The 14,683-nt window shown below is 33.3% G+C and carries 13 protein-coding genes; 12 read left to right on the top strand and 1 reads right to left on the bottom strand.

Features of this window, described 5'->3' with window-relative positions; all coding sequences use genetic code 11:
- Positions 1 to 30: 30 nt before the first annotated feature.
- The 6 genes from ACM595_RS06020 (at position 31) to ACM595_RS05995 (ending at position 5,377) form a co-directional block, all read left to right on the top strand.
- Positions 31 to 1,038, top strand: coding sequence for an NADP-dependent oxidoreductase (locus ACM595_RS06020; protein ID WP_002482647.1), 1,008 nt, complete (start codon positions 31 to 33; stop codon positions 1,036 to 1,038).
- Positions 1,039 to 1,058: 20 nt separating this feature from the next.
- Positions 1,059 to 2,066: a zinc-binding alcohol dehydrogenase family protein gene (locus tag ACM595_RS06015; RefSeq protein ID WP_069838143.1), complete on the top strand. Its 1,008-nt coding sequence runs from the start codon at positions 1,059 to 1,061 to the stop codon at positions 2,064 to 2,066.
- Between the two features lie 221 nt (positions 2,067 to 2,287).
- A complete protein-coding gene (locus ACM595_RS06010) occupies positions 2,288 to 3,862 on the top strand; it encodes a BCCT family transporter (RefSeq protein WP_419744475.1) in 1,575 nt (524 codons plus the stop codon).
- A gap of 144 nt (positions 3,863 to 4,006) precedes the next feature.
- Complete coding sequence (amaP, locus tag ACM595_RS06005; RefSeq protein WP_011302617.1) at positions 4,007 to 4,543, top strand: alkaline shock response membrane anchor protein AmaP; 537 nt, start codon at positions 4,007 to 4,009, stop codon at positions 4,541 to 4,543.
- A gap of 12 nt (positions 4,544 to 4,555) precedes the next feature.
- Complete coding sequence (locus tag ACM595_RS06000) at positions 4,556 to 4,795, top strand: DUF2273 domain-containing protein (protein ID WP_041080814.1); 240 nt, start codon at positions 4,556 to 4,558, stop codon at positions 4,793 to 4,795.
- An 81-nt stretch (positions 4,796 to 4,876) separates the two neighbouring features.
- Entirely contained in the window at positions 4,877 to 5,377 is a 501-nt protein-coding gene (locus tag ACM595_RS05995) for an Asp23/Gls24 family envelope stress response protein (protein WP_041080815.1), read from the top strand.
- A gap of 103 nt (positions 5,378 to 5,480) precedes the next feature.
- Here ACM595_RS05995 and ACM595_RS05990 read toward each other — a convergent pair whose 3' ends face one another.
- A complete protein-coding gene (locus tag ACM595_RS05990) occupies positions 5,481 to 7,436 on the bottom strand; it encodes an IucA/IucC family protein (protein ID WP_115338419.1) in 1,956 nt (651 codons plus the stop codon).
- A gap of 104 nt (positions 7,437 to 7,540) precedes the next feature.
- Between ACM595_RS05990 and ACM595_RS05985 the strand changes: the two genes are divergently transcribed.
- From ACM595_RS05985 to ACM595_RS05960, 6 genes are all read left to right on the top strand, one after another.
- The gene (locus ACM595_RS05985) at positions 7,541 to 8,716 is read left to right on the top strand and encodes an MFS transporter (RefSeq protein ID WP_115338420.1); all 1,176 of its coding nucleotides are present in this window, start codon (positions 7,541 to 7,543) and stop codon (positions 8,714 to 8,716) included.
- Positions 8,713 to 10,470 (top strand): IucA/IucC family protein, encoded by a 1,758-nt coding sequence (locus ACM595_RS05980; RefSeq protein WP_041080819.1) that lies wholly within the window; start codon positions 8,713 to 8,715, stop codon positions 10,468 to 10,470. Before ACM595_RS05985 ends, ACM595_RS05980 begins: the two co-directional genes overlap by 4 nt.
- A gap of 3 nt (positions 10,471 to 10,473) precedes the next feature.
- The gene (locus tag ACM595_RS05975) at positions 10,474 to 11,541 is read left to right on the top strand and encodes an alanine/ornithine racemase family PLP-dependent enzyme (RefSeq protein WP_041080820.1); all 1,068 of its coding nucleotides are present in this window, start codon (positions 10,474 to 10,476) and stop codon (positions 11,539 to 11,541) included.
- A gap of 87 nt (positions 11,542 to 11,628) precedes the next feature.
- Positions 11,629 to 12,639: an ABC transporter substrate-binding protein gene (locus tag ACM595_RS05970; RefSeq protein WP_037537978.1), complete on the top strand. Its 1,011-nt coding sequence runs from the start codon at positions 11,629 to 11,631 to the stop codon at positions 12,637 to 12,639.
- Positions 12,640 to 12,651: 12 nt separating this feature from the next.
- The gene (locus ACM595_RS05965) at positions 12,652 to 13,686 is read left to right on the top strand and encodes a FecCD family ABC transporter permease (RefSeq protein WP_115338421.1); all 1,035 of its coding nucleotides are present in this window, start codon (positions 12,652 to 12,654) and stop codon (positions 13,684 to 13,686) included.
- Positions 13,683 to 14,645, top strand: coding sequence for a FecCD family ABC transporter permease (locus tag ACM595_RS05960; RefSeq protein ID WP_011302626.1), 963 nt, complete (start codon positions 13,683 to 13,685; stop codon positions 14,643 to 14,645). The genes ACM595_RS05965 and ACM595_RS05960 overlap by 4 nt, the downstream gene beginning before the upstream one ends.
- Positions 14,646 to 14,683 lie beyond the last annotated feature (38 nt).

Below are 14,683 nucleotides of genomic sequence, written 5' to 3'. Positions count from 1 at the left end.
TATAAAAAAAGAGTGAATGGAGGCAATATAATGAAAACAGAAAGAATCGTATTAGCCAAAAGACCAGAAGGTATTCCTTCTAATGATGTATTCAAGTATGAAACAGTTGAAGTTGGTATGCCAGATAGTGAAGAAATACAAATTGAGACGCTCTATATTTCAGTAGATCCATACATGAGAGGTCGAATGGATGATAGTAAATCATATATTACACCATTCCAATTAAATGAAGCAATGAATGGTCACATCGTTGGTAAAGTAACTGAATCCAATGCGGATGGGTTCAATAAAGGTGACATTGTTACAGGTACTTTCCCTTGGCAAAAAGTTGTGAATGTAAAAGCAAAGCATGCCATTAAGGTTACGCAAACGAATATCCCTTTATATTTATATCTAAGTGTACTAGGTATGACGGGACAAACGGCATATCATGGTTTATTAAAAATTGGACAACCCCAAGAAGGAGAAACGGTTGTAGTATCAGCCGCTTCAGGTGCGGTAGGTTCAGTAGTGGGTCAGATAGCTAAATTAAAAGGCGCACACGTAGTGGGGATTGCTGGTGGCAAAGAAAAAACGAACTACTTAACTGACTCTTTAGGATTTGATGAGGCTGTTGACTATAAAGCAGATAACTTTTCAGAAGCACTGTCCAAAGCAGTACCTAATGGTGTAGATGTTTACTTTGAAAATGTTGGCGGTACTGTCGGAGATGAAGTAATGAAACACTTAAATCAATTTGCACGTATACCTGTGTGCGGTGCTATTTCAGGTTACAATAATACAGAAATAGAATATGGCCCACGTATTCAGCCAATTATTATTAAATCACAGGCCTTAATGCAAGGCTTTATCGTGGCAAATTATGCCGATGATTTTGCTAATGCAAGTAAAAAACTTGCGCAATGGGTACAAGAAGATAAGATTAAAACAAAAACTTCAGTAATGGAAGGATTCGACAATGTACCAGAAGCCTTTAGAAACTTATTTACAGGTGATAACTTTGGTAAACAAGTCGTTCAAGTTTCGGATAATAACTAATTATTAAGGAGATGCATGTTATGAAAGCGATCGGTGCAGATAAAAATTTTAATTTAGATGAAGGTAATTTATTTTACGAGTTTGATACTGAAACGCCACAACCAAAGCAATATGAATTACTGGTTCGTGTTAAAACAATCAGTGTGAATCCGGTAGATACAAAAATAAGAAAAACACCAGTAGAGCATGCACCACGCATATTGGGCTATGATGGTGTAGGTATTGTTGAGGCCGTAGGACCAGATGTAAGCCATTTTAATGTTGGTGATGAGGTATATTATTCTGGATCTCCAAAATATCAAGGGTCTAACCAAGTTTTGCAATTAGTAGATGAACGATTAGTTGCTAAAAAACCAAAGAATATATCAAATGTGGAAGCGGCAAGCTTGCCTTTAACAGGACTTACAGCATATGAAACATTATTTGATGTTTTTAAAATTTCATTTAATCCAGAAGAAAACAAAGGTAAATCTATCTTAATTATTAATGGTGCAGGCGGTGTAGGAAGTATCGCTACGCAAATCGCAAAGCATTACGGTTTAAATGTTATTACAACAGCATCACGTGAAGAAACAATTAATTGGTCCAAAGATATGGGTGCAGACATTGTACTTAACCATAAAAATGATTTAGCTGAAGAATTCAAGAAATATGAAATAAGTGAAGTAGATTATATCTTCTGTACATTTGATACGGATATGTACTATGAAAAGATGATTGAATTAGTAAAACCTAGAGGCACGATAGTTACGATTGTAGCCTTTAACAATAAGCAAGATTTAAACTTACTCAAACCTAAAAGTATTACATTCACACATGAATTCATGTCAGCCCGTCCAATTCATGAAACAGAAGATATGCAAATACATCGTGATTATTTAACAGATATAACTGAAAAAATCGAAGCGGGTATTTATAAACCAACTGTTACAGAAGTGATTGAAGGTTTAACTGTCGATCATTTATACGAGGCGCATGTTAAACTTGAAAACCAAGGAATGATAGGCAAACTGGTTATTAAACTATAAGTGTAAACAAAGTCATTTTATTTAAACATGCAATATAAACGTATTATAAACATCTTTTAAATTAGGCCAGTTAGCAATGGTTAATTTAAAAGATGTTTTTTTAATTTTGAAGCGTGATTATTAATGTTTAATTATCTGTAACACTGTTCGCTGTATACGAATATATGCAAAAAGATAGGGTATGTATCATACATAAAGTATAGGGAGTGTGTAAATTTGATATGCGTCTAAATAAATTAACAGTGGTATTTTGGGTAGCATTACTAATCTGTACGCTATTTGTGGTGTATGGTGCAGTTTTACCTAAGCAACTTGAAATGGTTACGCAAAATATTACGAATTTTATTGCAGTCAATTTTGGCTGGTATTATTTATTACTTGTATTATTTATTTTGATTGTTTGTGTTTATTTATTATTTTCAAGGTATTCATCTATTACTTTAGGGGAAGAAGGAGAAGATCCTGAATTCTCTTTAAAATCATGGTTTGCCATGTTATTTAGTGCGGGTATGGGTATCGGTTTAGTATTTTGGACAACTGCAGAACCTATTAGCCATGCATTCACTTTAACACCGTTACATAAGGCAGGTACACAAACCGCCATAAATGAAGCTATGCAATTCTCATTTTTCCATTGGGGCGTTCATGCTTGGGCTGTATATGGCATAGTTGGACTTGTATTTGCTTATTTTAATTTTCATAAAGGTTATCCAGGTTTAGTAAGTGCTACACTAACACCTATTTTAGGAACTAAAATGATGAGAGGACCTATAGGTGGTTCGATAGATGTCTTAGCTATCATTGCCACAGTTACAGGTGTAGCAGCAACATTGGGATTTGGTGCTTTACAAATCAATGAAGGCTTGCATTTCTTATTCGATATTCCGTCGAATTTTGTAACACAAGTCATTATTATTGTGATAGCAACCGTATTATTCACATGGTCAGCGTGGTCTGGTATTGATAAAGGGATCAAAAATCTAAGTAATATCAATATGATTTTAGCTTTTATTGTATTACTTGTTCTATTTTGTGTTGGACCAACATTGAATATTTTAAATACGTTTACCAATTCATTGGGAGACTATATTGCGAATTTCTTTAATATGAGTTTACGTATCCCACAAGCAGGTGGAGAAAAATTCCAATGGCTACAACAATGGACGATATTCTATTGGGCATGGTGGATTTCATGGGCACCATTTGTAGGTATATTTATTGCACGTGTTTCTAGAGGGAGAACGATTAAAGAATTTATACTGGGGGTACTATTTGTACCAGCAGTTGTTTGTTTCTTATTTTTTGCAGTCTTTGGTGCGTCTGCCATCTATTTACAACAAAATGGAATTGCCAATATTGCAAAAGAAGCAACCGAAACAGCGACATTTGCGACGTTAGAACATTTTCCATTAGGGTTTGTACTCAGTATAGTGACATTAGTCGTTATTATGATTTTCTTTGTAACTTCAGCTGACTCAGCTACGTATGTTTTAGGTATGCTTAGTTCGAAGGGCAGTATCAATCCTTCAGTTTTTGTTAAATTAAGTTGGGGCATTATTTTAGCATTATTCGCTATGATTATGATCTATACTGGCGGCACGCAATCTATTCAGAACTTATTAATCATCGCAGCCTTGCCATTCTCGATTGTTATTATATTTATGATTTGGTCACTTTTTAAATCATTATCTATTGAAAAACCAAGGCCTAGTAATAAATTAATGATTTCAGATGATAAGCTTTTACAATATCGTAAAGCAAATCAGGAAGATAAATTTGAACAAAATAGTAAATAAGCAAAATTTAATAGTGAGTCCCAATTTGTTTTGTCAAAATTGTTAAAAATAAAATTCAATAAAAATGTTTTTAAGAATTTTTTTAAGGGTATGTATTCTGTATGACAAGTACATATTATCAAAGCATAGGAGGTGTCATACGAGGTGAAACGACTTAAGAATTTTATCCTTGGCCTTTTAATCGTAGTAATTGTTGGCTTTTTACTCTTTATGTATATTAAAGATTCTAGAATAACTCAGTATCAAGATTATTTTACTCAGTTTAACTGGTTTGAACCAACACTTATTGGATTAGCCGCATTACTTATTATTATTGGTCTCATTTTAGTATTCAGCTTGTTTAAACCTACGTATAGAAAACCTGGACTTTATAAAGATTTTGAAGATGGTCATATTTATGTATCTAGAAAAGCGGTTGAAAAATCAGCTTACGATACACTTACACAATATGATCAAATACGTCAACCAAACGTCATTGCAAAACTTTATAACAAGAAGAAGAAATCTCACATTGCTTTAAAAGCAGATTTCTTTGTTCCTGGTGATGTTCAGGTTAAATCTTTAACAGAAGAAATTAGAAATGACATCAAGCAAAATGTTGAGCATTTTACAGAATTACCTGTTTCAAAATTAGAGGTTAACGTTAGAGATCAAAAAACTTCAGGCAAACGTGTGTTGTAAGGGAGGGTTATCATGGCTAACAATAATAACCAAAATGGACAAGATTCTACACAAGAAGTGGTTGATTTTTTCAAAACTTTTAAATGGAGAATTATCGGCTTCTTGACATTCTTAATCATTGCGATTTTATTCCTAACTTTAGGTTTTTGGAGTACAATTTTAATTTTAGTATTATGTTTGATTGGAATAGGAATCGGGTACACTAAAGACCGTAAGCAAGACTTTTTAAATTTCCTTAATCGATGGAGTTAATCTATTAAAATGATGTAACAAAGTAGTAGTGATTATTAAGTATTTATAAAATAAATTTTATTTAACAAAGGAGAATGTATTATGGCAGTAGATAACAACAAAGCTAAACAAGCTTATGACAACCAAACAGGTGTAAATGAGAAAGAACAAGAACAAAGACAAGAGCAACAAAATCAACAACCTGAGTTCACTAATAAATTATCATTTTCTGATGAAGTAATTGAAAAAATTGCTGGTATTGCAGCACGTGAAGTTAGTGGTATTTTAGAAATGAAAGGCGGATTTGTCGACAACATTTCTAGCTCATTCGGTAGCAGCAACAATGTAACACAAGGTGTTAGTGTTGAAGTTGGTGAAAAACAAGCTGCTGTTGACTTAAAAGTTGTTTTAGAATATGGCGAATCAGCTCCAAAAATCTTCCGTAAAGTAACTGACTTAGTTAAAGAACAAGTTAAATATATTACTGGTCTTGACGTAGTTGAAGTTAATATGCGCGTTGAAGATGTAATGACTAAAAAAGAATGGTCTCAAAAAAATGAAAAAAACCAAAGCTCAAACAATGAGGACAAAGGTTTACAATAATTAATTGAGAATCTAATAAAAGTACCGATAAAGCCTAGGCTTTATCGGTACTTTTTTCGTATTTAAAATTAATATAAACGCATTCATTCAATCTATTTTTACTTTAATCTAGCGGACGGTAAAGTGGGTTATCGACTTTGATGTACGTATAATAGTCTGCTTCATCTTCTAATCTCATTGTCGTTACACATTTATAATCAATTTTCGAAGCAAATAAAATGGATTTAATTGATTTGATTCTAGTCGTATCATCCATAGTTTGTGAGATTACTTGAAGTTTTTCATGAAGCATATTGCTAATCATAGACCAAATTGAAGTCTCCAAGTCTTTACTTTCACTAGCCTGAGCTATGGATACGATGAGTTCACCGAGATGATTTTGGATACTTGAATAGAAGACTTTGTTAAATACGGTTTGAGATTGATCAGTTAATATTAATGACTTTTCATGAAATGTATCGGTAGAATAACCCATGCTATTTAGATAGTGCTCATCAATACGTAATCCCTCAAAATCCCTAATATAGAGCTTATCTATAGAACCATCATGTTTAAATGTCGCAATTGAATTTTGTAAGTGAGCTTCTAAAGCGATGCCATATTTTACATATAACGGTAATGCTAAATCTATTAATGCTTGAGCATACGATTGCATCCATTGGATACTCGCCTCATCATAACTCTCGAATTGATGTGCTTTTTTGTATTTTTTAATTAATGTCCATATAGGTGTTTCACTATTATTGATATAGTTAGCAACAAGACTTGATGGAATCATCGGTATGGTATTGCTTTGAATAGATTTATAAATGTTTTCACGAAATAGTGTACCTAATTGTTCACTTTTAATGGTTTGTATCGATTCGGCGTCTTGCGGATTATAAAAATGTATACTTGCGAGCTCATCAATCGTATCTGCCTTAATATTTTTAAAGAGACTATCTGTGCTTTTAATATTATTTAATATTCTTGTAACTTGTGGCCCATTAATTGTTGTCTGTTCAGATAAAGTACGAATTTCACCAGTAATGTGAACATTAGTGGATAACTTGATATGTGGTAATGTTTCTGGTAATTCAGGCATCAGCGTCCTAAATGATAAACCTGCAAAATAATCTAATTCGTAGTCAACAGGGATAATGAGTCCTTTTTCAAGTTCTTGAATATAATCTTGTTTTAAAATTTCATCATATTGCCATGGATGTACAGCCATCGCGTAGTAATTATCAACTTTGTCATTACCGAGTATTTTAACTGCTGAATCATGTAAACCATCAAAGCAATTGTAGACTAAGTCATTATAATTATTATTTAAAGCATGTGTTTTAGCGATATTTTTATGAATTAATATAAATTGCAATTTGATGTTATTTGCAAATTCAGAAGAATAAGCAATTGCAGTTTCAGGTGTCATACCTTTACGTAATTTGGCACCTGGATGTAATGGATGACCTTCGACAACTGCTTGCTCAGACCTTAAATACGGATCGGCCGATGCGTAAATGAGTTCACACAATGGTTCGCTATCATCAGTCAGTGTATACGCCTGATAACTTAATGCTATGGCCATATTAGCTACGCTATTATCCATATCTTCTTTGAACTGCATACTTGCCTCATTATCTAAGTGAGGTGCTTCTAATAAAATACACGATAATATTTCACTTGGATGTAATATACGATGATATTCATTATTTTGTTCAAAATAAAATGGCCCTGTCACATTAATTCTGTCGAAGGCATGTTGTCCTAAAATAGGCGCATATAACTTTCTTTGTGCATGTGGGAATGAAATTGTTAATACTTTCGTATGTGGTGTAGCTATTGTGAAAGATAACTGTTTAGTATCAATGATTTCACTGTAATCTCGGCAATTAACTAAATTCTCCCGATGCATTGAAGTTATCAATCTTTGTGAAATTTTATCTCGACTTTCTAATAATATAGAATTAAATGCCTCTGCCCAAGTAGGGTTTACAGATTGTATATAAGACAGCGCGTATTGTTCATCATTAGTAAGTTTATTAATTAAATTGTTGTCGTTTATTTTGGAATTCATAATGCACCTCTAAAAAAATTATTTTACAAACGTATAAGATATTTGTATAATCCATATTATCGATAATGATAATTATTATCAATTAAAAAAACAGGAGGAATTACATGGCAAAGTATTTTTTTCCAAGTTCATTCTTACTGTTTTTAGGGAACTGGATTGGACAAATTACGCTGAATTGGTATGTATTTACTTTATATCATAACGCAATTTATCTCGGATTAATTAATTTTTTCCGACTCGTACCCATTTTGCTCATAAGTGTAGGGGCGGGCAGCTTGGCAGATAAATATGAAAAAGGTAATCTTTTAAAAATAACTGTATCAGCGTCTTGCATATTAACTACTATACTATGTATTTTAACATTTCAACATGCAAAACTACCTATTGTTGTATTTTTAATTTATGCGCTTGGGCGGGGAATAATGAGCGCTATAGAAACACCAGTACGTCAAGCAGTGCTACCAGATTTAACTCAAAGATTAACGACGACTCAGGCTGTTGCTTATCACTCATTTATTATTAATATTTGTAGATCGATTGGACCCGCCATCGCAGGTTTTATCATGGCTACTTACAATGCAGAAATAAGTTTTGGCGTTCAAGCGTTTTGCTATCTTGTATCACTCATACTTTGTTTGCCATTGAACTTTAGTGAGCATATAATAGCTAAGGAAAATACAGATGTAAGCATAAAGTATGTGATGACATATTTTAAAGAAAATTTAGAAGGATCTAGAATCTTTGTGACGTCATTATTGATTATGGCAACTGGATTTACCTATACAACGTTATTACCAGTATTAACGGATAAAACATTTCCCAACCAAGTGACTATTTTTGGGAGTGCTATGACGTGTTGTGCGATAGGTGGTATTATTGCAACCATGATTTTACCTAATATTTTAGAGAAAGTATCAATGGTGAAAATGTATTACGTGAGTTCGATTTTATTCGGAGTATCACTGCTTTGTATAATTAGCAGTCAAACTTGGTTGTTATTTACATCTATATTCTTTATAGGTCTTTTTAGCCAATGGGCACGCACTACAAATAGAATTTACTTCCAACATCGAGTGAAAGCAGAACATAGAGGTAAAATACTCAGCGTCGTAATGATGGACAGAGGAATGATTCCTTTAGGCGCAATGGTCATGAGTTTCTTGGCAGAATTTATCGGGATTATTGAAACTTTCGTCATCATGGGTATAAGTACATTTATCATCGCATTCGTATTTAGTGTGATTAGTAGACAAAGAAAAAATGGAGGCAGTATTGTATGATGCATCAAACGTGGCAGTTAGCAGATAGAAATGTACAATATCGTATTTTTAATGCAATTATTAAAGAACAAATTTTTCCTGAAAACATGTTTTTTAACGAGTATGAGCATTTTGTTGAATTGCAAATTCATGGCCAAGTGTTGAAATTACAAAAATCTAGAAAGAGTGCTATGGAAAGATATGAATTTTATGGTGCTATCTCCTATATCAAAGGTAAAGTAGAGACTGAGATTGCTTCATTAGAACAACTTTTAACTGTACTGGATACTCATTTTGATATTCCAATTAGTCAAAGATTAACTGAAGAATTGCTATCCAGTAGAGAAGGGTTCGCATTAACGTATGAACACTTTAATCATAGACAATCGCTAATTCATGCAACACTTAAATTTTCAAAAATGCCTGAAACAATTAATTTCTTTTCATGGCTTCAACATATGGCAGATACTGAACAAATTAATGACTTAAGTTATTCAGAAAGTCTTGTCATCGAAGGTCATCCAACACACCCTTTATCAAAGACGAAGTTACCTTTATCAGAAGCAGAGATTAAACAATATGCACCAGAATTTGAAAAAATAATTGGTTTGCCAATCATGCTTATACATAAACAACATTGTGTCATAACATCTATGGAAAACGATACGGACTTCATTTTAGATGAGATTGTTCCTGAATATCGTTATAAATTAAAAGCCTTCTTGGATGTTCACGACTTGGAATTAAATGATTATAGTTTAATGTTTGTACACCCTTGGCAGTATGAAAAGGTTATTCCGCATCAATTTGCAGAATGGATTGAATCTAAGTATTTATTACCAACACCTTTTGAAGTTGAAGCAAAAGCAACACTATCATTTAGAACGATGCAATTAATAGGGAAACCTTACCATATCAAGTTACCAGTTGATGTACAAGCCACAAGTGCAGTACGTACAGTGTCTAGTGTGACAACGGTAGATGGGCCTAAACTCAGTTATGAATTACAGGATATGCTAGATATATATCCTCAACTGCATGTTTCTATGGAGCCGTTTGGTATTCATGCTAAGACGGAGCCTGATATTGCACGTCATTTGGCTTGTATTGTCAGACATCAACCCTATTTGGCTGATAATGGTACAACTATAGTGACAGCGAGTTTAGTCAATAGAAATCCAGTTGATAACCAAATAACAGTAGATAGTTATTTGAATTGGATTAATGATGAAATTACAGAGGGTACGATTAAGAAATTTCTCAGTGTTTATACCAAAACATTGATTGATCCTTTAGTAGCCTATATACAAGATTATGGTATTGCGTTAGAAGCACATATGCAAAATACAATTGTTAATTTAGGTCCTAATTATCAAATGCAATTTATTATTAGAGATTTAGGTGGTTCAAGAATTGATTTATCAACATTACAACAAAAATTGCCCAATATCACGCTTACAAATAAAAGTTTAATAGCAGAAAATATAGAATCAGTCATTGCTAAATTTCAACATGCTGTAATTCAAAATCAAATTGCGGAACTGATTCATCATTTTTCTCAATATGATGGGGTTGAAGAAACACAGCTATTTGAGATTGTAAGTGAAATTGTAGAACAAGCAATTGATCCCCATAAACCACATGCCCAAAAATTAAGAAATGTGCTATTTGGGCCGACAATTACTGTTAAAGCTTTATTAAGAATGAGAATGGAAAGCAAAGTGAAACAATATGTAACAATAGATTTGAGGAATCCGATATATAAAGAGGTGTAACGTATGGCGCAAGTAAAAATAAATTTATCAAAAATAAAATACAATGCTCAAGTGCTATCGTCTATTTTTAATCAAAATCATATACGATTTACACCCGTAATTAAGTGTGTTGGTGGTGATAATAGAATTGTAGAAACACTCAAAGAAATCGGATTGACACACTTTGCAGATGCCCGTATTGAGAACATTACTAAAAGTAAAAATGAAGATCTATCTTTTATGATGATTAGGACGCCAAGTCGAAGCGAATTAAACGATGTCGTGCAGCAAACGGATATCAGTATCCAAACTGAAATAACAACGATTCGACGATTAAATGATATCGCTAGGGAAAAAGGTACAAAACATAAAATATTGTTGATGGTAGATTGGAAAGACGGTCGAGAGGGCATTCTTACCTATGACATCATTGATTATATTAATGAAATTTTGTACATGCACCATGTGTTAATCGTTGGTCTTGCGTTTAATTTTATGTGTTTTCAATCAGTCATACCTACAGAAGAAGATGTGGCTTTAATCAATCAATTTGTAGATTCAGTGGAACGTGAGACAAATATGAAATTTTCAATTATTTCAGGTGGCAATTCGAGTATGATTCCCCAAATGCTTTATAGAGATTTTGGCAGAATTAATGAGTTAAGAATAGGTGAAACTTTATTTAGAGGTGTAGAAACAACAACAAATCAATCCATAGCTTCTTTATATCAAAATGCAATAACCTTAGAAGCGGAAATTGTAGAAATTAAACCTCGAATGAATATTGCTACCGGACATCAATACTTACAAGCGATTGTGGATATAGGAAATTTAGATACAGCTGTTGAAGATATCCAACCGTTACATCACCATATAAGCATTGCAGGTGCTACGAGTGATCATGTCATGCTTGATTTATTGAATCAAGATTACTATCAAGTAGGTGATAAAATACAATTCAGTTTAGGTTATAAAGCATTAGCCCATAGTATGTATATGGTTAATTTAAAAAAAGCTTATCATCACGATGAGATCATAGAAAATTTGTGTAACAATTTTAATGTTGAAAAATCAAATCGTTTTAAGCTTTAATAAAAAGACTAAAAGTTTTTATTGACACCGATAATCATTATCAATAGAATTAAATATGTAATTATACATATCTAAGGAGTGAAAACGATGAAACATAGTTATAAAATTATGGGTATCCTGTTTTTAACTTTAACACTAGTCATACTGGCTGCCTGTGGTAGTGTCAGTGATAATGATTCGAGTAAATCGGATAAAGGTGATGACAATAAAGATGGTGTGACGATTAAACATGATGGAGGTACTACTAAAGTTGCCAAAGATCCTAAACGTGTTGTTGCACTTGAATTCTCATTTGTTGATGCATTAGCTGCTTTAAATGTGAAACCAGTAGGCGTAGCTGATGATGGTGACAAGAATAGAATTTTGGAACCAATACGAAAAGAAATTGGTGATTATACATCTGTAGGCGCACGTAAACAACCAAACTTAGAAGAAATCAGCAACCAAAAACCGGATGTCATTATTGCAGATACGAATAGACATAAAGGTATTCAAAAAGATTTAGAAAAAATTGCACCAACGATTATGTTACCAAGCTTTGATAGTGATTATAAAGATAATATAGAAGCCTTTAAAACAATTGCTAAAGCAGTCGGTAAAGAAGATAAAGGTAAAGAAAGACTTAAAGAACACGATGAATTAATGGATAAATATAGTAAAGAAATTACTATGGATAAAAAACAACCCGTGTTACCTGCAGTAGTAGCGAAATCAGGATTACTTGCACACCCTGAAAACACATACGTAGGTCAATTATTAAAAGAATTAGGCTTTAATAATGCATTAAATAAAACAAAAACAGATAACTTATCTAAATACTTAAAAGGACCATACTTACAATTAAATGCCGAAGTACTGTCAGATATTAATCCTGGACGTATGTTTATTATGGCAGACAAAGGTGAAAACGATCCAAATCTTAAAAAACAAGAAAACGATCCAGTTTGGCAAGATTTAGATGCAGTGAAAAATAATCGTGTTTCTGTAGTAGATCGAAATACATGGGCACGTGCACGTGGCATTATTTCTTCTGAGGAAATTGCTAAGCAACTAGTAGATATTTCTAAAGAGGAAAAAAAGGATAATCAACAAAAGTAGGGTGACAGGTAAATGACTAAATCAAATAGCATTGACCCAACCAAATTAATAGAGAAAAAAACAAGAAAACGCACAGCACTCACATATATTGTGAGTGTGTGTGCGCTTTTTGTCATTATATACTTCAATTTAAGTGTTGGGTCGTCGCATATTACGTTTAATGATTTCATGGATTACATATGGCATCATACCGACACGAAACAAACATTTTTAATACATAATGTGCGTATGCCACGCATGTTGGCAGCCTTATTCATTGGTGCTGCCCTGGGTGTAGCAGGTCTGTTAATGCAGGCAATGACGAGAAACCCATTGGCATCACCTCAAATTTTTGGTGTGAATGCCGGTGCTTCATTTGTTATCGTCTTTATCACTATGATTGTACCTGCTTTATCTGAATACGCAACAATACTTGCATTTATAGGCGCATTTATAGGCGGACTTACAGTATATTTTCTATCTGGATCCACTAAGGGCATGACGCCAGTTAAACTAGCACTAGCTGGTATGGCAATCCATCTATTTTTTTCTAGCTTGACTCAAGGCATTATCCTTTTAAATGAAGATGCAACTTCAACGGTAATGTTTTGGCTTGTGGGTTCATTATCTACAATCCAATGGCCACAAATTATAGGTGTCATACCATGGTTTGTGCTCGCATTTATAGGGGCCATTGCGATTGCTAAGCAACTAACAATCATGGAACTTGGTGAAGATTTAGCTACGTCTTTAGGACAAAATGTTAAATTAGTAAGAATAGCCACTGGTTTATTGGTCATTGTACTTGCAGGGGCATCCGTTTCAATTGCAGGACCAATTGGATTTGTAGGATTAATTGTACCTCATATTGTAAAACACTATATACGTGCAGATTATAGATTAATGGTTCCACTGACAATGGTGATTGGTGCAGATTTACTATTGTTATCTGATGTTTTAAGTCGATTAATTGCTTTTCCATTTGAATCACCAGTTGGTATCGTGACTTCATTTGTAGGCGCACTATACTTCTTATTAATAACAATTAAAGGAGTCGATAGATTATGATGGGTAAATTAACTTTGCGTTATAGCATCGTAACAGTTTTGTTAATAATTTCTGCAATCGCATCATTGTCTATCGGTGCTGTATTTATGAATCCAATTGAAGCGGTTAAAAGTTTATTTAATCATGATAACTTTATTTTAAATGAATATAGAATACCTCGAATGTTTCTAGCAATAATTGTTGGTAGTAGTTTAGCAATATCTGGCTCATTGATACAAGGTGTCGTGAGAAATGCCCTAGCGTCTCCAGATGTTATTGGTATTACAAAAGGTGCCAGTTTATCTGCTGTAACAATTATTATGTTGTTTCCTTCTGCACCGTTGTTTATACTACCTTTTGGTTCGTTTGCAGGAGCATTGTGTATTAGTATCATATTAACTGTATTGATATCTAAGTTTAATGTTCAAGGCTCAAAACTTGCACTTATAGGTTTAGCAATTGGTGCGATTTGTACAGCAATTGTGCAATATTTATTAATTCGAAATCCAATGGATGCAAATACGGCATTAGTTTGGTTAACAGGTAGTTTGTATGGTCACAGTATGATGAATGTTTGGGTTATTTTGCCTTGGTTTATCATCGCACTTCCGATTATTCTATATTATTGTCATCAACTCGATATTTTGTCATTAGGTGATGATATTGCAACGGCATTAGGGACAAAAGTGAAAAAAATTAAAATGATTCTTCTATTATTAGCTGTCATTTTAGCCGGTGCATCTATTTCAATTGTGGGTGGATTGAGTTTTCTAGGATTGATAGCGCCGCATATTGCAAGAAGAATTGTAGGTCATAAACACATTCATATTACGCTAATGTCAGGGTTGATTGGGGCTTTACTCCTTTCAATCAGTGATTGTATTGCAAGAGGCGTCCATCCGCCCCTTGATATTCCAGTAGGGGTGATTGTGGCAATTGTAGGTGTACCATACTTTTTATTTTTATTAAGAAAAATTTAATTTAAATTAAGTAAAGAAATAGGATGTAAATTGCAAAA

Origin of the sequence: Staphylococcus sp. LKG3-1, assembly GCF_048568385.1 — a bacterium.
Classification (GTDB): domain Bacteria; phylum Bacillota; class Bacilli; order Staphylococcales; family Staphylococcaceae; genus Staphylococcus; species Staphylococcus saprophyticus.
Note: the sequence above shows the minus strand (reverse complement) of the source record. Positions and strands in the feature narration are given on the sequence as shown.